This window comes from Streptomyces sp. NPDC051738, assembly GCF_044453205.1.
Lineage (GTDB): Bacteria > Actinomycetota > Actinomycetes > Streptomycetales > Streptomycetaceae > Streptomyces.
The window spans coordinates 218,908-236,058 of the sequence record NZ_JBITCM010000017.1 but is presented as its reverse complement, the minus strand read 5'-3'; the positions used below and the strand labels follow the sequence as shown (position 1 = coordinate 236,058).

At 70.1% G+C, this 17,151-nt stretch carries 12 protein-coding genes; 8 read left to right on the top strand and 4 right to left on the bottom strand.

The genetic code is table 11. From position 1 onward, the window contains the following. Positions 1 to 120: 120 nt before the first annotated feature. Both ACIA8X_RS34265 and ACIA8X_RS34260 read right to left on the bottom strand, forming a co-directional pair. Entirely contained in the window at positions 121 to 393 is a 273-nt protein-coding gene (locus tag ACIA8X_RS34265; protein WP_393456465.1) for an antitoxin, read from the bottom strand. A gap of 24 nt (positions 394 to 417) precedes the next feature. Further along, positions 418 to 711, bottom strand: a complete 294-nt coding sequence (locus ACIA8X_RS34260; protein WP_393456468.1) for a hypothetical protein — start codon at positions 709 to 711, stop codon at positions 418 to 420. A 182-nt stretch (positions 712 to 893) separates the two neighbouring features. Here ACIA8X_RS34260 and miaA point away from each other — a divergent pair, with 182 nt between their 5' ends. The 6 genes from miaA to hflX all read left to right on the top strand — a co-directional run bounded on the left by miaA (position 894) and on the right by hflX (position 9,384). Continuing rightward, entirely contained in the window at positions 894 to 1,832 is a 939-nt protein-coding gene (miaA, locus tag ACIA8X_RS34255; RefSeq protein WP_393456471.1) for a tRNA (adenosine(37)-N6)-dimethylallyltransferase MiaA, read from the top strand. Between the two features lie 108 nt (positions 1,833 to 1,940). Beyond that, positions 1,941 to 2,456, top strand: a complete 516-nt coding sequence (locus tag ACIA8X_RS34250) for a hypothetical protein (protein ID WP_393456959.1) — start codon at positions 1,941 to 1,943, stop codon at positions 2,454 to 2,456. Between the two features lie 48 nt (positions 2,457 to 2,504). Continuing rightward, on the top strand, positions 2,505 to 3,398 hold the full coding sequence (gene dapF / locus ACIA8X_RS34245; protein ID WP_393456474.1) for a diaminopimelate epimerase: 894 nt from the start codon (positions 2,505 to 2,507) through the stop codon (positions 3,396 to 3,398). A 299-nt stretch (positions 3,399 to 3,697) separates the two neighbouring features. Further along, positions 3,698 to 5,923: a RelA/SpoT family protein gene (locus tag ACIA8X_RS34240; protein ID WP_393456477.1), complete on the top strand. Its 2,226-nt coding sequence runs from the start codon at positions 3,698 to 3,700 to the stop codon at positions 5,921 to 5,923. A 166-nt stretch (positions 5,924 to 6,089) separates the two neighbouring features. Further along, the gene (locus ACIA8X_RS34235) at positions 6,090 to 7,673 is read left to right on the top strand and encodes a M1 family metallopeptidase (protein WP_393456480.1); all 1,584 of its coding nucleotides are present in this window, start codon (positions 6,090 to 6,092) and stop codon (positions 7,671 to 7,673) included. 220 nt (positions 7,674 to 7,893) lie between these two features. Next, positions 7,894 to 9,384 carry a GTPase HflX gene (gene hflX, locus ACIA8X_RS34230; protein ID WP_393456483.1) on the top strand — a complete coding sequence of 497 codons (1,491 nt, stop codon included), beginning with the start codon at positions 7,894 to 7,896 and terminating at the stop codon, positions 9,382 to 9,384. An 85-nt stretch (positions 9,385 to 9,469) separates the two neighbouring features. On the opposite strand, the gene ACIA8X_RS34225 is transcribed toward hflX, so the two are convergent. Together ACIA8X_RS34225 and ACIA8X_RS34220 are read right to left on the bottom strand one after the other, a co-directional pair. After that, on the bottom strand, positions 9,470 to 10,678 hold the full coding sequence (locus ACIA8X_RS34225) for a trypsin-like serine peptidase (protein ID WP_393456486.1): 1,209 nt from the start codon (positions 10,676 to 10,678) through the stop codon (positions 9,470 to 9,472). Between the two features lie 218 nt (positions 10,679 to 10,896). Beyond that, positions 10,897 to 12,117: a trypsin-like serine peptidase gene (locus tag ACIA8X_RS34220; protein WP_393456489.1), complete on the bottom strand. Its 1,221-nt coding sequence runs from the start codon at positions 12,115 to 12,117 to the stop codon at positions 10,897 to 10,899. Between the two features lie 687 nt (positions 12,118 to 12,804). On the opposite strand from ACIA8X_RS34220, the gene ACIA8X_RS34215 reads away from it, so the two are divergent. Together ACIA8X_RS34215 and ACIA8X_RS34210 are read left to right on the top strand one after the other, a co-directional pair. After that, positions 12,805 to 14,496, top strand: a complete 1,692-nt coding sequence (locus ACIA8X_RS34215) for a diaminobutyrate--2-oxoglutarate transaminase family protein (RefSeq protein WP_393456492.1) — start codon at positions 12,805 to 12,807, stop codon at positions 14,494 to 14,496. Positions 14,497 to 15,207: 711 nt separating this feature from the next. Next, positions 15,208 to 17,025 carry an IucA/IucC family protein gene (locus ACIA8X_RS34210; protein WP_393456962.1) on the top strand — a complete coding sequence of 606 codons (1,818 nt, stop codon included), beginning with the start codon at positions 15,208 to 15,210 and terminating at the stop codon, positions 17,023 to 17,025. Positions 17,026 to 17,151 lie beyond the last annotated feature (126 nt).

Genomic DNA, 17,151 nt, shown 5'->3' with positions numbered 1-17,151 from the left:
CGGCTCGCCGACGGAGCCCGGCCGTGGGGCACGCCGGCCGAAAGTGGTCGTCGGGCACACCGACCAAACGGCGGACGGCCGGGAGCCGTCAAGCTCCGCGGCCGTCCGGCGATGTGCCGTTCAGGTCGTCGGCTGGGGTGGTGAGTCCGGCGGCGGCGTACTGCTGCCGGTCGCCGTGTCGTCGCCCTTGTGCGCGAGTCGGTCCATGGCGCTCTTGGCCTTGTCCGTGCCCGTCTGGATCCTGTCGCTGTACTTGCCCTTGGTCTTCTGGTCGACGACCCTCGAGGCCTTGTCGAGGCCATGCTGGATCTTTCCCTCGTGCTGTTGCGCGAGGCCGGAGACCTTGTCCTTGGCCGGGGCAAGTTTGGCTTTCAAACTATCTATCAGGCCCATGCTTCACCTTCCCGCGCAGGGCGGCTACGTGCGGGCGCCCTCTCCGGCCTCGCTGTCGGCCGTCTCGTCGGCGGACTGCTGCTTGGGGATCTCGACGCTGTCGTCGGCGTCGGTCTCGACGGACTCCGCTGCCGTCGACCGTGCCGCCGTCGCCTCTGCGGCCTCGTCGGCCTTGACCTCGGCCGGCTCCTTCGCCTCTGCCGCTTCTGCCGCCTCCTCCGTCGCGGGTTCGGCCGTTGGTGTGTCGGCCTGCGCCTCGACGGTTGACGCCTCCTCCGTGGCCTTCGACCTCCGAAGAAGTCGTGCAAAAACGCCCATATCCACTCCATACGTTACTCGTGCGGGCGAAATCCCGCGTCGTCCGGTGCGTCCGTTTGCGCCCCCGGGTCGCCGCCCCCGCAAAACCGGCGGCGAAAACCTCGCAACTGGCAACGACGCCGCGCGCGTGCCGTCACCTAACTCGTTCGAGTCCACCCCGCGAGGTTTGCGAGACTGTGGCGGTGAGTAGTGCACCCGCCGCCCCCCGCGTCATCGCCGTAGTCGGACCCACTGCAGCCGGAAAGTCCGATTTGGGCGTCTTCCTGGCCCGGCGGCTCGGCGGCGAGGTCGTCAACGCCGACTCCATGCAGCTCTACCGCGGGATGGACATCGGCACCGCCAAACTGACGCCCGAGGAACGCGCCGGCGTCCCGCACCACCTGCTGGACATCTGGGACGTGACGGTCACGGCGTCGGTCGCCGAGTACCAGCGGCTCGCGCGGGAGCGGATCGACGCACTGCTCGCCGAGGGGCGCTGGCCGATTCTCGTCGGCGGTTCGGGTCTGTACGTCCGCGGCGCCGTCGACAATCTCGAGTTCCCCGGCACCGACCCCGAGGTCAGGGCACGGCTGGAGGAGGAGCTCGCGCTGCGCGGCTCCGGGGCCCTGCACGCCCGCCTGGCCGCCGCCGATCCCGAGGCCGCGCAGGCGATCCTGCCGAGCAACGGCCGCCGTATCGTCCGGGCCCTCGAAGTGATCGAGATCACCGGCAAGCCCTTCACCGCCAACCTGCCGGGTCACGACTCGATCTACGACACGATCCAGATCGGCGTCGACGTGGCCCGCCCCGAACTGGACGAGCGCATCGCGCGCCGGGTCGACCGGATGTGGGACGCCGGGCTCATCGACGAGGTCCGTGCGCTGGAGGCGCAGGGGTTGCGCGAGGGGCTTACGGCCTCGCGCGCGCTCGGCTACCAGCAGGTGCTGGCGGCGCTCGCCGGGGAGTGCACCCTCGAAGAGGCGCGGGCGGAGACCGTACGTGCCACCAAACGCTTCGCGCGCCGGCAGGATTCATGGTTCAGGCGCGACCCACGGGTGCACTGGCTGAGTGGGGCTGCGGCGGATCTCACAGAACTTCCGCAGCTGGCACTGGCCTTGGTCGAACGACCGGTTACAGCCTGATCACGTGATGGCATCGGGACGCTCCGGCCGTCATCCCGGCCTCCGGCGCCATGCCATCATCGAGCTTCGATCGACCAAGTGGAGTCCGAGTTGGGAGGGCGCGTGGCGATGGAGGCCGGCCCTCGCGACACCGCACAAGGCACCGAGAACGTCACCACCGACCGGGGCGAACCGGAGCGGGACGGCGACCGTCTGAGTGCCGACGGGCCCGACGAGACCGAGGACGGCATCGAGGGTGGCGTCACCGACGACGGCCCCGAGCCCGAGGAGATGTACGCGAGCGGCCCGGAGGTCGAGGTCGAGCTGCGACCGCAGCGCCGACTGCGCATCTGGCAGCTCGCCCCCATCGTGACCCTGGCCGCGGTCGGCTCCCTGATGTTCGCGTTCCCGCTGGCCTTCGACTTCGGCGACAGTGGGGCCGTGATCGCCATGCTGGGGCTCCTGATCTGCTCCTGCGCGGCCGGCTGGGGCATGATGGCCGCCCGCCGCGTGGGCTACACCTGGCCCGGGCTGCCGCAGCGGGGTTCCGGGCGCAGACCGGACTGGCGGGTCGTGCTGGCCTACGCCCTGGTCGTCGCGGCGGTGGTCGTACTGGCCGTGTGGCGCGTGGCCCGGCTGCGCTGACCTTCCACGCACGCGTGGGCTGTCGTACCGACCCCTTACGATCGAGGAATGAGCACGCGGATCGCCTTCCTCAAGGGTCACGGCACCGAGAACGACTTCGTGATCGTCCCGGACCCCGAGAACGCCATTGACCTGTCCCCGGCCGCCGTCGCCGCCCTGTGCGACCGCCGAGCGGGCATCGGCGGCGACGGACTGCTGCACGTGGTGCGGGCCGCGGCGCATCCCGAGGCCCAGGACATGGCGGCCGAGGCCGAGTGGTTCATGGACTACCGCAACGGCGACGGCTCCGTCGCGGAGATGTGCGGCAACGGCGTGCGGGTGTTCGCGCGCTACCTCCAGCGCGCCGGGCACGTCACCGAGGGCGACCTCGCGGTGGCCACCCGCGGGGGCGTGAAGACCGTGCACATCGCCAAGACCGCATCCAAGAGCGGCTCCGCCGCGGGTGACGTCACGGTCGGCATGGGCAAGGCGAGGCTCCCCGAAGGGGACGTCACGGTCGGCGTCGGCGAGCGCAGCTGGCCCGCGCGCAACGTGAACATGGGCAACCCGCACGCCGTGGCCTTCGTGGACGATCTCGCGCATGCCGGTGACCTGCACTCCCCGCCGCCGTTCAGCCCGGCCTCGGCCTATCCGGACGGGGTGAATGTCGAGTTCGTGGTCGACCGGGGCCCGCGGCACGTCGCCATGCGGGTGCACGAGCGCGGTTCCGGTGAGACCCGTTCGTGCGGCACGGGCGCGTGTGCCGTCGCCGTGGCCGCCGCGCGCCGGGACGGAGCCGACCCGGCGGTCACCGGCGCCCCCGCGACGTACACCGTCGATGTGCCGGGCGGCACCCTCGTGATCACCGAGCGGCCCGACGGCGAGATCGAGATGACCGGCCCCGCAGTGATCGTGGCCGAGGGCGAGATCGACCTGGAGTGGCTGGAAACGCACGTCCGCTGAACGGCCCCGTGACTTGGCATCAGAGCCTTGGGCAGCTCACGGCCTGAGAGTGCGGGCTTCAGCGCCCCGCAGCGCGTTCGGAATCATCAACTCCGGTTCGTTGCATGGCGCGAAACCGTAAACCTGTAAACCCTCGCTCGAATGGGTGATCCGTTTCACGCTCGGCGAGAGGCGGTCAGTCGCACGTGATGGGCTCGGTAGCATCAAGCACCGGCCCGGACGGGGGTGAAGTCGCCATCCCCTGTGCCGTGTCCGCCATGGGGCACCCCGTCCGCCGGTCCACGCAGCCGGAGGTGCCCATGAGTGCGGAGGCCACGAACCCCGCGACGCCAGGCCCGGTAGCAGGCCCTGCGACGCCTGCCGTGCCTCGCAGAAAGGCGCGCGCCCGGATCGATCTGCGCCGCCTCGGCCGGGCCGCGCTGCTCGGCCCCGCCGCACGCGGCCGGCTGCCCGACGCGATCAGCCATGTCGGCGACGCCCACCGCGCCCACTACCCCGACGCCGACCTCGAACCGCTGCGCCGCGCCTATGTGCTGGCCGAGTCCTCGCACCGCGGTCAGATGCGCAAGAGCGGTGAGCCGTACATCACCCATCCGCTCGCCGTGACCCTGATCCTCGCCGAACTCGGCGCCGAGACCACGACCTTGACGGCCTCTCTGCTGCACGACACCGTCGAGGACACCGAGGTGACGCTGGATCAGGTGCGGGAGCAGTTCGGCGAGGAGGTCCGCTTCCTCGTCGACGGTGTGACGAAGCTGGAGAAGGTCGACTACGGCGCCGCCGCCGAGCCCGAGACCTTCCGCAAGATGCTCGTCGCCACCGGCAACGACGTCCGCGTGATGTCGATCAAACTCGCCGACCGGCTGCACAACATGCGCACCCTCGGTGTGATGCGCCCCGAGAAACAGGCCCGCATCGCCAAGGTGACCCGCGACGTCCTCATCCCGCTCGCCGAACGACTCGGCGTCCAGGCGCTCAAGTCCGAACTGGAAGACCTCGTCTTCGCGATCCTGCACCCCGACGAGTACGAGCAGACACGGGAGTTGATCGTCGACAACGCCTCCCGCGCGGACGACCCGCTCGCCGAGACGGCCGACGAGATGCGCAAGGTCCTGCGCGAGGCCGACATCCATGCCGAAGTGCTCATCCGGCCACGACACTTCGTCTCCGTGCACCGGGTGTCCCGCAAGCGGGGGCGGCTGCGCGGCGCCGACTTCGGACGGCTGCTGGTGCTGGTCAACGAGGACGCGGACTGTTACGGCGTCCTGGGCGAACTGCACACCTGTATGACGCCCGTCGTCTCGGAGTTCAAGGACTTCATCGCCGTCCCCAAGTTCAACCTGTACCAGTCGCTGCACACCGCCGTCGCCCGCGAGGACGGCCAGGTCACCGAAGTTCTTATCCGTACCCATCAGATGCACAAGGTCGCCGAGGCCGGTGTCGTGGCGCTCGGCAATCCCTACGCTCCTCCTTCGGAGGAGCAGGCCGCTTCGAGCGACGGCGAGCGCGCCGACCCCACCCGCCCCGGCTGGCTGTCCCGCCTCCTCGACTGGCAGGAGGGCGCTGCCGACCCGGACACCTTCTGGTCCACCCTGCGCGAGGACCTCGCCCAGGACCGCGAGATCACCGTCTTCCGGCCCGACGGCGGCGCCCTGGGCCTGCCCGAGGGCGCGACCTGTGTGGACGCCGCGTACGCGCAGTACGGCGAGGACGCGCACGCGTGCATCGGCGCCCGCGTCAACGGCCGTCTGGCGACCCTCAGTACGGTTCTGCGGGACGGCGACACCGTCCAGCTCCTCATGGGCCAGGACCCGGCCTCGGAGCCCTCCAGGGAGTGGCTGGACCACGCCCACACGCCCGCCGCCCGCATCGCCATCCAGAGATGGCTGGCCGCCCATCCGCCGCAGGGCGACGCCCCCGGCGACGAGGAGGCCGGGACGGTGCGGTTCCGGTCCACCGTGGACGGACCGTCGGGACGGGAGGCCGTCGAGTGGGGACCGGGAGTCCGTCCGGCTGCCGAGGAGGGACCGGGTGTCCGCACGGCTGCCGAGGGGGCGGCCGGACGCTCCACCACCGCCAACGTCCTCGTCGACCGGCCCGGCGCGACCGTACGCCTCGCCGGCTGCTGCACTCCCGTACCGCCCGACGAGGTCACCGGGTTCTCCGTGCGCGGGGGAGCGGTGACCGTGCACCGCGTGCAGTGCGCCGCGGTGGCGCGGATGAGCGGCGCGGGGCGCTCGGAGGTCGGCGTGCGCTGGGGTGACACCACCGAGTGCCGGGTCACCCTGGTCGCCGAATCGTTCGTTCGCCCGCACCTGCTGGCGGACCTCACGGAGGCGATGGCCCAGGAGGGCGCGGAGATCGTCTCGGCGACGGTCGAGCCGCCCACCCAGCAGCGCGTGCGCCACACCTACACGGTCGAACTCCCGGACGCGGCGCAGCTCCCGGGGCTGATGCGGGCCATGCGGAACGTGGCGGGCGTGTATGACGTGAGCAGGGCGCAGACGCAGACGCAAGGGGCGTGAGAGCGGCTTGCGACACAGGGCGCGCGAGAGCGGCTTGCGACATCGGGCCCGGTCGGTCGGGCAGGCCGGCCGCTCTCCAAACCCTGCACCCACCTGACATACCCGTTCGAGTGTGCCGATCGCGCGTCGTCGACGGCCCGCACACCTGCGCTGATAGCCGTGGTGCATGCTGCTCACCCCCCGCACCGAGGCTCGGCGGCCAGCCCTTGGCGCCCCTCGCTCCCGTCCCCGGTCCACTCGGCGCCTCAAGATGCCCGCGCTGCTCGCCGTGGCCATCTCCACCTGTCTCCTCGCCGCGAGTGCGCCCGCCACCCCCCTGGGTGTCGGCGACCGCCTCTACCCGCACCTGGGAAACCCCGGCTACGACGTGGCGTCGTACGACCTCTCCTTCACCTATACGGGCACCAACACCAAGCCCCTCCAGGCCGTCACCAGCATCGACGCCTGGACGACCACGGACCTCGACCGCATCAATCTGGACTTCGCCCACGGCAAGGTCGAGTCCGTCGAGGTCGACGGAGAGCCCGCGTCGTTCAGCAGTGCCGGTGAGGACCTCGTGGTGACGCCCGAGAATCCGCTGCCCGACGGCAGCTGGACGCGGATCACGGTGCGGCACACCAGCGATCCCGTGTACGGGGAGAAGCGGGAGGGCGGCTGGGTGCGGACCTCCGACGGCCTCGCGATGGCCAACCAGGCCGACGCCGCCCACGTCGTGTTCCCGAGCAACGACCACCCCTCCGACAAGGCGATCTTCACCATCCGGGTCACCGCGCCCAACGGCTACACCGCCGTCGCCAACGGCCTGCGGACCGACGTGGACCGCACGGGCCGGACGACGACATGGACGTACCGCACCGCGCATCCCATGGCCACCGAGCTCGCCCAGATCTCCATCGGCCGCTCCACCGTGCTGCACCGCACCGGCCCGCACGGACTGCCCGTCCGGGACGTCGTGCCCACCGAGCACCGCAAGCAGCTCGAACCGTGGCTGGAGAAGACCCCCGGCCAGCTCTCCTGGATGGAGAGCAAGATCGGCCGGTACCCCTTCGAGACGTACGGCCTGCTCATCGCCGACGCCGCCACCGGCTTCGAGTTGGAGACCCAAACCCTCTCCCTCTTCGAGAGAGGGCTCTTCACCGAGTCCGTGTTCCCCAAGTGGTACGTCGAGTCGATCATGGTGCATGAGCTGGCCCACCAGTGGTTCGGCGACAGCGTCAGCCCGCGCACCTGGTCCGACCTGTGGCTCAGTGAGGGACACGCCACCTGGTACGAGGCCCTGTACGCGGCGGAGAAGGCCGACAAGCCGCTGGAGGCACGGATGAAGGCCGCGTACGCCGCCTCCGACCGCTGGCGCGCGGCCGGCGGACCGCCCGCGGCACCCAAGGCGCCCGAGCCCGGCAAGAAGAACGCCATCTTCCGGCCGAACGTCTACGACGGCGCGGCCCTGGTCCTGTACGCCCTGCGCCAGGAGATCGGCAGCCCGGCCTTCGAGAGCCTGGAACGCGCGTGGGTGAGCCGTCACCAGGATGCTTCCGCCTCGACCGCGGACTTCGTCGAGCTCGCGGAGGAGATCTCCGGACGCCACCTCGACGGGTTCATGCACTCCTGGCTGTACAGCAAGAAGACCCCGCCGATGCCCGGTCAGCCGGAGTGGAAGGCGGCGGACCCCGAGAAGAAGCCCGCGAAGAGCGGGAAGGCCGCGAAGACCGCGAAGACCGCGAAGTCCGGGAAGGCCAAGAAGACGGGCTGACCGCTAGGAGCGCGAGGAGCGCGAAATAAGGCGGTGACGAGACGTCCCGTGCCGTGCGACCATTTTCGGGTCGGCGCGGCACGGGACACGGGAATCTCCCGGGGTACTCGTGCGTTGGGAGCAGTGACGGATCAGTTCCCGGGTGCTACGGACACCTTCCGAGGCACCGGCGCCACTGCCGCCGTCGGCGCGAACGGATTCCCCTAGACGTAAGGACCCAATGACCTCCTCTTCCTTTTCCCAGGACACTCAGCGCCTCGCGCACAGCTATCCCGAAGGTCTTCGGGCCGATGCCCTGATGGAAGAGGACGTCGCCTGGAGCCACGAGATCGACGGAGAGCGGGACGGCGACCAGTTCGACCGCTCCGAGCGCGCGGCTCTGCGCCGCGTGGCGGGCCTCTCCACCGAGCTCGAGGACGTCACCGAGGTCGAGTACCGCCAGCTCCGCCTGGAGCGGGTCGTGCTCGTCGGTGTCTGGACCTCGGGGACCGTGCAGGACGCCGACAACTCCCTCGCGGAGCTCGCCGCCCTCGCGGAGACCGCCGGTGCGCTGGTGCTCGACGGCGTGACCCAGCGCCGCGACAAGCCCGACGCGGCCACCTACATCGGCTCCGGTAAGGCCACCGAGCTCAGGGACATCGTCCTCGAGACCGGCGCCGACACCGTCATCTGTGACGGTGAGCTCAGCCCGGGCCAGCTCATCCACCTGGAAGACGTCGTCAAGGTCAAGGTCATCGACCGTACGGCCCTGATCCTCGACATCTTCGCCCAGCACGCCAAGTCCCGAGAGGGCAAGGCGCAGGTCGCGCTCGCGCAGATGCAGTACATGCTGCCGAGGCTCCGAGGCTGGGGTCAGTCGCTGTCCCGGCAGATGGGCGGCGGCAAGGGCGGCGGCCTGGCCACCCGTGGTCCCGGTGAGACCAAGATCGAGACGGACCGGCGTCGGATCCGCGAGAAGATGGCGAAGATGCGCCGGGAGATCGCGGAGATGAAGACCGGCCGCGACATCCAGCGCCAGGTGCGCCGGCGCAACAAGGTGCCGTCCGTCGCCATCGCGGGCTACACCAACGCTGGCAAGTCGTCCCTGCTCAACCGCCTCACCGGCGCGGGCGTGCTGGTCGAGAACGCCCTGTTCGCGACCCTCGACCCGACCGTGCGCCGGGCCGAGACCCCGGGCGGCCGGCAGTACACGCTGGCCGACACGGTCGGCTTCGTACGACACCTGCCGCACCACCTCGTCGAGGCGTTCCGTTCCACCATGGAAGAGGTCGGCGACTCCGACCTGATCCTGCACGTGGTGGACGGTTCGCACCCGAACCCGGAGGAGCAGCTGGCCGCCGTGCGCGAGGTGATCAGGGACGTCGGCGCGACCGACGTGCCGGAGATCGTCGTGATCAACAAGGCGGACGCGGCCGATCCGCTGACGCTGCAGCGGCTGATGCGGATCGAGAAGCATTCCATCGCCGTCTCGGCCCGTACCGGCAAGGGCATCGACGAGCTGCTCGCGCTGATCGACAACGAGCTGCCGCGTCCGTCGGTAGAGATCGAGGCGCTCGTGCCGTACACGCACGGCAAGCTGGTCGCCCGCGCCCACACCGAGGGCGAGGTGATCTCCGAGGAGCACACCCCGGAGGGCACGATGCTCAAGGTGCGGGTGCACGAGGAGCTGGCGGCGGATCTCACGCCGTACGTTCCGACGCCGACCGCCTGACCTGCCGTAGAACCGCGGAAGGCCCGCCCCCTGTCGCAGGGGAGCGGGCCTTCAGCATGTGTCCGTCCGGGCAGGTCAGCCCGTGTCACTTACCGCCGTACGTCTTGCTCATGTTCTGGTACAGCGCCTCGGCCTTCGCCCCCAACTGCGGGCCCGCGAGCCAGGTGTTGTCCGCCGGGCCGATCGACGTGTTCGACACCAGCTTGGTCTCGCCGTCCACCACGCGGAACCAGCCGCCGCCCGACGAGCCGCCGGTCATGGTGCAGCCGATGCGGTACATCGTCGGCAGGGTCTGGCCCAGCGAGAGACGGCCCGGCCGGTCGACACACCTGAACATCTGCAGGCCGCTGTACGGCGGTGCCGCCGGGTAGCCCCAGGCGCCCATCGTGGCGACGTCGCTCGCCGACGGGGTCGAGAAGTCCACGTCGAGCGCGGCGCCGACCGTCTCCTCAAGGGACTTGGAGCCCTGCTCCGGCTTCACATGCAGGACGGAGTAGTCGTACGTGGCACCCGCGCCGCCGGTCTCCGAGCCGCCCTGGATCCACTCGTTCGAGGTCGAGACCCAGTCGGCCCACCAGTTGCCGTACGGGGCGACCTCGGAGGCGTTCGCGTTGCTGAGCTGTGCCGCGGACTTGCCGAGGTCGTTGTAGGCGGGCACGAAGACGATGTTGCGGTACCAGCCGCCCTTGCCACCGGCGTGCACGCAGTGGCCGGCCGTCCAGACGAGGTTGGACTTGCCGGGGTGGTTGACGTCCTTGATGACCGTGCCGGAGCAGACGGCCGGGCCGTCGGGGGAGTCGAAGAAGACCTTGCCGACGGGGGCCGCGTTCTGGTGGTACGGCGTCTTCTCCGCCGTGGCCTCGACAGGTGCTGGCTCCGGGTCGCTGACGCCCTGGTCGGCCGCGGCGTCCTGCGTGGTGATCGTCTTGTTGGCCTCCTTGGCGGACTGCATCCGCTCAGGCTTCCAGAGGCCCTCGATCACCGGGTTGACGAAGTCCTTGGCTTCGCTGAGCCACTTGTCCTTGTCCCAGTTCTTCCAGGCGCCGTCCTTCCACTTGTCGACATCGATGCCGTGCTCTTTGAGCTTGTCCGCGATGTCGGCCGGGATCTGGATCTTGCCGTTGCCGAGGTCGGCGGCCTGGGACGCGGCTGCGTCGGCCTTGTCGTTCGTCGTGTCCTGTGCCGAGCCGCCACAGGCGGTCGCGGTCAGTGCCAGGGCGGCGACGAGCCCAGTGGCGGTGAGGACGGAGTGCCGCCTGCGGCGTGGCGCTGCGGGCGTACGTGTGGAACGCATGGTGCGGTAACCCCCGTGGGAACGTGCCGTGGTGTCGTGCCTGATGGCAGGCGCTTTTCGCGCGGGACGGACAGGCTCCGGTGCCGCCCCTCGAACGCGACACCCCACTATGCCCGGGGAGTTGAGGGCGAACGGCGGTGGGGCGGTGAAGGTTTCTCCCCACCGCCCCACCGCCGAGCCTCGATGCCGTCGCTGGCCGGACGGCTACTCGGGGAACGTTACTGACCGGCGTACTTCTCACTCACCGAGTCGAAGATGTCCTTGGCTCCCTTGCCCAGCCGCGGGCCCGCGAGCCAGCCCGATTCCACCGGCCCGATCGAGGTGTTGGACACGAGCGCCGGCTTGCCGTCCGAGCCCGTCGCGACCCAGCCACCACCGGACGAGCCGCCGGTCATGGTGCAGCCGATGCGGTACATCGTCGGGTCCGACGCGTTGATCGACAGCCGACCCGGCTTGTCCTGGCACTGGTACAGCTTCTGGCCGTCGAACGGGGCAGCGGCCGGGTAACCGATCGCCTTGATGCCGGCCACGTCGGGCACGGCCGGGGCGTTGAAGTTCACCGGAAGAGCCGAACCCACCGTCTCCTCCAGGGACTTGCCGTTGCCGCCGGCCTCCGGCTTCACGTGCAGCACGGCGAAGTCGTACGACGCGCCGTCCCCGCCCGTCTTACCGCCCTGCGCGATCCACTGGTCCGAGGTCTGCGCCCAGTCGGCCCACCACACGCCGTACGGAGCGATCTTCTCCCTGGCGGCGCCTTCCAACTCCGCGGTTTCCATGCCCGCGTCGTTGTACGAGGGCACGAACGCGATGTTCCGGTACCAACCACCGGTCTTGCCCGCGTGCACACAGTGGCCCGCGGTCCACACCATGTTGGACTTGCCGGGGTTGGCCGGGTCCTTCACGACCGTCGCCGAGCAGACGGCCGGGCCGTCGGGGGAGTCGAAGAACACCTTGCCCGCCTGGGGGGCGTTGGCGTGATACGTAGGCGCCACGGCCTGCGCGTCCACCGGCTCGGGCGTCGGGTCGGTCACACCCTGGTCGCCGGAGAGGTCACTGTCGTCGACACCCCGGTCCGGGTCGTCGGCCTCCCGCATACGGTCCGGGTCCCACAACCCCTCGATGATCGGGTTGATGTAGTCCTTGGCCTCGCGCAGCCAGTCGTCCTTGTCCCAGTTCTTCCAGGCGCCGTCCTTCCACTTGTCGAGGTCGATCCCGTGCTCTTTGAGCTTGTCCTTGATGTCGTCCGGGATCGTGATCTTGCCGTCGCCCCCGGCCGCTGCGGACGCGGTGGCCTCGCCGCCCGCCTCGGCGTCGCCCGACTCACAGGCCGTGGCGGTGAGGGCCAGCGCCGCAGCGAGGGCGACCACGGACAGCGGGGAGGTTCTGCGGCGCGCGCTCCTCCCCCGACGTGCGGTGAACGACGGCCGAATCGATCGCATGGTCTGACTCCCCCTGAGGTGAAAGTACTTGGGCGCCGCGACCGTGAACTCCTGCTGATCACTCGTTGGTTCCGCGTGATGGCACGGCGCGGTTGGGACGGCATCACACACTATGCCGTCGCTGCGGGGGAGTTCCGACGGAACGGCAACGGTTTCGCTACGGGCGTGCTGACCTGGCAATTCGTCCGGAGACTGGTTGATTTGACGTCCTCTCGTGTACGGACTCGTCGCGGGCGCGCCGACGGGTGGGGCGCGTGAGTTGATCGTGGCGGTCGGGGCAGGGCGGCTCCGGAAGACCAACGGTCCGGCCGGGCAAGTGCAACGTCGCCGTCGGCGGCAGCGAAGCCGGCATCGGCGCGGCGCAGTACGCCCGCGGCATCTCACCGTCCCTGGCCGGGCAGCGGACTCGGTGACGGAGGACGGACGTCGATGGGCGCACCTCTGTAGCGCGACGGCGCCGTGGTGTGTGGGACAGGCAACGGTTTCACTACGGCAAGGATCTTGAAGCAACCCGTAACCCGCTGAACGGTCCGCGGTTGGTAGCGGTTGGGGGCCCGCCGCCCGTGGGCGGCCTCCAGTGCCCAGTTCCCCGGAGTTTCGAGTGGACGCTCGCGGGGCTTCGTATGTCGGGTCGGGCGAGGATACGAGAGACCTGCTCGCCCGTGGACAGCGGGAGGACAGGGAGCCATGGCCGTTACCGAATCTTTGCGTGGGGGGACGTCCGACTCGACGGGGGCGCGCGCCGTCCACGAAGGGATCTTGCGGCGGCAGTCGGCGCGCGAGTCGGCGGCACGCACCTACGCGCGCGCCCTGCCGATCGTGCCGGTGCGGGCGCGTGGGCTGACCATCGAGGGCGCGGACGGCCGCCGCTACCTGGACTGTCTCTCGGGTGCCGGGACCTTGGCGCTCGGACACAACCACCCGGTCGTCCTGGAGGCCATCCGCAAGGTCCTCGACTCGGGCGCACCGCTGCACGTCCTCGACCTGGCGACCCCTGTCAAGGATGCCTTCATCACCGAGTTGTTCCACACCCTGCCGCCCGGTCTCGCCGGGCACGCGCGCGTGCAGTTCTGTGGACCGGCCGGCACCGATGCGGTGGAGGCCGCGTTCAAGCTCGTCCGGGCCGCGACAGGACGAACCGGCATACTCGCCTTCAGCGGCGCCTATCACGGGATGACCGCCGGCGCGCTCGAAGCATCCGGGGGCGCCTACGACGTACGGGTCGCGCGCCTTCCCTACCCGCAGGACTACCGCTGCCCCTTCGGCGTCGGCGGCGAAGACGGCGCCGAACTCGCCGCCCGCTGGACCGAATCCGTCCTCGACGATCCGAAGTCCGGCGTACCGCGCCCCGCCGGGATGATCCTCGAACCCGTCCAGGGTGAGGGCGGCGTGATCCCCGCGCCGGACGGCTGGATGCGACGCATGCGGCAGATCACGGCCGACCGATCCATCCCACTGATCGCCGACGAGGTCCAGACGGGGGTCGGGCGCACCGGCTCCTTCTGGGCGGTGGAGCACAGCGGTGTCACCCCCGATGTGATGGTCCTCTCCAAGGCCATCGGCGGCAGCCTTCCGCTGGCCGTCATCGTCTACCGCGACGACCTCGACGCCTGGCAGCCCGGTGCCCACGCCGGCACCTTCCGCGGCAACCAACTCGCCATGGCCGCCGGCACGGCGACGCTCGCCTACGTCCGCGAGAACCGGCTGGCTGAGCGGGCTGCTGAACTGGGCTCCCGGATGCTCAGGCAACTCCACGGACTCGCGGGAGAGTTCGCGTGCATCGGCGATGTGCGAGGGAGGGGACTGATGATCGGGGTCGAGGTGGTGGAGCCGTCGAGCGATCCCGATCACGGCGAGGGGCGTCCGGAGACCCTGGCGGGGATCGAGGGAACCTTAAGCGGACCGGGACTGGAGCTTCTGGCTGCTTCCGAGGGACGCGGGGAGGCGCCGGGCCGCACCGAAGGTGGTGCTGCCGATCTCGGTCGTGCTGGTGGTGGGAGGGGCGTCCTTGTAGGGCTCGACCCTGCCGGAGACGCGGGCGGCTCCTCGCAAGGCACTGCCTCCATTGGCCGCGGTGCGGGAGCGGCGGCAACGCAGGGCACGGATCGTCACCCTCGACCCGCTGCCCCCGAACTCGCGCTCGCCATCCAGCGGGAGTGTCTGCGACGTGGCCTGATCGTCGAACTCGGCGGCCGCCACTCCAGCGTCGTACGGCTGCTTCCGCCCCTGACCATCAGCGACGAGCAGGCAGCCGCGGTGCTGGACCGGCTGGCCGACGCGGTGGACACGGTGTCCCGCGGCCACGCGGGCAACGACCGGACACACCAGCCAGACGCACGGCACCGGCAACGCGACGATCGGGCCGACTGGGCGGGGTAGCGCGGCAGCCGAGAAGGGCGCATCGGCGCGCACTCCGACCGGTGCCCCCGCGTCGGCGTCCGTCGACGTACCCACTCCCGAGCCACGGCTCACTACGAAACGGCACATCACTTCCCCTTCGGACCTCGCTCCCAACCTGCGCACCTCCAACACCCACTTCGCACTCCTCCAGCCGCACTTCGGAACGCGGCCTTGAGCCCACGCCCACCCTCGTCGCGGAACGTCGGCCGTCCCGCACGAGCCGGAACCACCTCAAGAGGACCAGCCTTGATCACCACCCCCGCCCCCGACGGCCGTGCCGACACCCGCGCGCGAGGCTCCTCCGACGCACACCTCCCCCAGCAGGAGCCGTCCGCATCAGCGACCGCACAGACTCCTCGTGGGCAGGGACCCGCTTTCGAGCCGGTCGGCAAACCAGCGGCGGCAGGTGCTCCCGCTTCGGCAGGCGCATCGGCCCTTGCCGCTACACCCGTACGGCCGGGAACGCCGGAACAGGGAGCTACGCCCGTACAGCCGGGAACACCGGAACAGGCAGCAGCACGCGCACGGCAGGTAACACCAGAACAGGCAGCCACACCAGAACAGGCAGCCACACCTGAACGGCCAGGAACTCCTGCACAGGCGAGTGCACCGGCGCTGGAGGGAGGCGTGCCGCAGGGACCCGTGTCGGCGCAGGCAGTTGCCGGTGCGCGGGTGCCGGTACCGACGCCGATGCAGGCAGAGGCCCCGCACCCCGAGCCGGAGCACGATGCCACTGCCGACCTCTTGGAGCACCCCCACCCGCACACAGTGGCCCAGGCCGCCGCCGTGGAGAACCTGCTCCGCTGCTGGGTACGTGAGACCGACATCCCTGATCCCGGAAACGGGACCCTCCGCCTCTCCCTGCCTGCCACCGGTACGGCCCTGGTGATCCCGGTCCGCTACTGGTCCCCGACGGGATGGCACCGTTTCGGTCTCCCCCGCCTGGCCGACGCACCGGACCACTCCCCACCGACCGACGCCGTCACCCTCGCGGCACTGCTCAGCCGGGAGACGCTCGGGGAAGCGGGTGCTTCGGGGGCCACCGACCTCGTCGCCCGCGTCGCCGACTCCGTCCGACGAACCGTCACGTTCATCAGCGAGCGCCGGGACAATCCCGCTGAGGGCTCCGACCTCTTCCTCACGGCCGAACAGGCACTCATGCTCGGACACCCGCTCCACCCGACCCCGAAGAGCCGCGAGGGTCTCTCCGAGGCCGAAGCGCGGTTGTACTCACCCGAGTTGCGCGGCTCCTTCCCCTTGCAGTGGCTGGCTGTCGCTCCCTCCCTCCTCGCCACCGACTCGGCATGGACCGAGCGCGGCCGTGTCCTGCCCGCGTCCCAGCTCACCGCTCGCCTGGCCGGGCCTGGGCTGCCGTTGCCCGACGGGTACACGGCTCTGCCTCTGCATCCCTGGCAGTTGCGCGAGGTCCGGCACCGTCCCCAGACCGCAGCCCTGCTCGATGCCGGACTGCTCCGGGATCTCGGCACCCACGGCGCACCCTGGCATCCCACCTCCTCCGTCCGAACTGTTTACAGATCCGACGCCACAGCCATGCTCAAGCTGTCGCTGGGCCTACGCATCACCAACTCCCGGCGGGAGAACCTCCGCAAAGAGCTGCACCGCGGGGTCGAGGTCCATCGACTCCTGCGCAGCGGCCTCTCGACGCAGTGGCGGGACGCGCACCCCGGATTCGACATCGTTCGCGACCCGGCCTGGCTAGCCGTCGATGAGCCGAACGGTGATCCCGTGGCCGGCCTTGACGTGATGATCCGGCACAACCCGTTCAAGCCTTCCGACGATGTGTCCTGCGTAGCCGGACTCGTCTCGCCGCGACCTCAGGCACAGGCCGCCGCCGTCGCGAGTCGATCCCGGTCGGACAGGCAACCCCTGCAGTCCCGTCTTGCCGACCTGATCACGTGCCTTGCCGCCCGGACAGGCCGCCCTCGCGGGGCCGTAGCCGCCGAGTGGTTTCTGCGCTACCTCGAACAGGTCGTCCGGCCAGTGCTGTGGCTGGACGCCGAGGCGGGGATCGCGCTGGAGGCACACCAGCAGAACACGCTGCTCCTGCTGGACGGCGACGGCTGGCCCTCGGGTGGCCGCTACCGTGACAATCAGGGCTACTACTTCCGTGAGTCCCGGCACACGGATCTCGACGCCCGGCTGCCCGGTATCGGCGAGCACAGCGACAGCTTCGTCTCGGACGAGGTCACCGACGAACGCTTCGCGTACTACCTCGCGATCAACAACGTGTTCGGCCTCATCGGGGCGTTCGGCTCCCAGCGTCTCGCCGACGAACAGTTGCTGCTCGCCGCCTTGCGCCGGTTCCTGGGCAAGGTAGCCCTCGGTCCCGCCCGGCTGCGCACGTCACTACCTGCCTACCTGCTCGACTCACCGGTTCTGCGCTGCAAGGCCAACCTGCTGACCCGGCTGCACGGCCTCGATGAACTCGTCGGCCCGGTCGACACCCAGTCCGTCTATGTCACCATCGCCAACCCCCTTCATTCCTGATTCACCACCTGCGTACCTCGTCACCTCGCACTTTCGACCACGGTCGACCAACCCCGCTCGGCGTCTGAGTCCCTGATCAATGCCTCTGACTTTCGCCAACTCCCTTCATCCGTGGGAAACATGACC

Coding starts and splice junctions, on each gene's coding strand:
- ACIA8X_RS34210 (WP_393456962.1), top strand. CDS start 15,208: ATGCAGGCAGAGGCCCCGCACCCCGAGCCGGAGCACGATGCCACTGCC.
- dapF (WP_393456474.1), top strand. CDS start 2,505: ATGAGCACGCGGATCGCCTTCCTCAAGGGTCACGGCACCGAGAACGAC.
- ACIA8X_RS34215 (WP_393456492.1), top strand. CDS start 12,805: ATGGCCGTTACCGAATCTTTGCGTGGGGGGACGTCCGACTCGACGGGG.
- ACIA8X_RS34250 (WP_393456959.1), top strand. CDS start 1,941: ATGGAGGCCGGCCCTCGCGACACCGCACAAGGCACCGAGAACGTCACC.
- ACIA8X_RS34265 (WP_393456465.1), bottom strand. CDS start 393: ATGGGCCTGATAGATAGTTTGAAAGCCAAACTTGCCCCGGCCAAGGAC.
- ACIA8X_RS34220 (WP_393456489.1), bottom strand. CDS start 12,117: ATGCGATCGATTCGGCCGTCGTTCACCGCACGTCGGGGGAGGAGCGCG.
- ACIA8X_RS34225 (WP_393456486.1), bottom strand. CDS start 10,678: ATGCGTTCCACACGTACGCCCGCAGCGCCACGCCGCAGGCGGCACTCC.
- ACIA8X_RS34240 (WP_393456477.1), top strand. CDS start 3,698: ATGAGTGCGGAGGCCACGAACCCCGCGACGCCAGGCCCGGTAGCAGGC.
- ACIA8X_RS34235 (WP_393456480.1), top strand. CDS start 6,090: ATGCTGCTCACCCCCCGCACCGAGGCTCGGCGGCCAGCCCTTGGCGCC.
- ACIA8X_RS34260 (WP_393456468.1), bottom strand. CDS start 711: ATGGGCGTTTTTGCACGACTTCTTCGGAGGTCGAAGGCCACGGAGGAG.
- hflX (WP_393456483.1), top strand. CDS start 7,894: ATGACCTCCTCTTCCTTTTCCCAGGACACTCAGCGCCTCGCGCACAGC.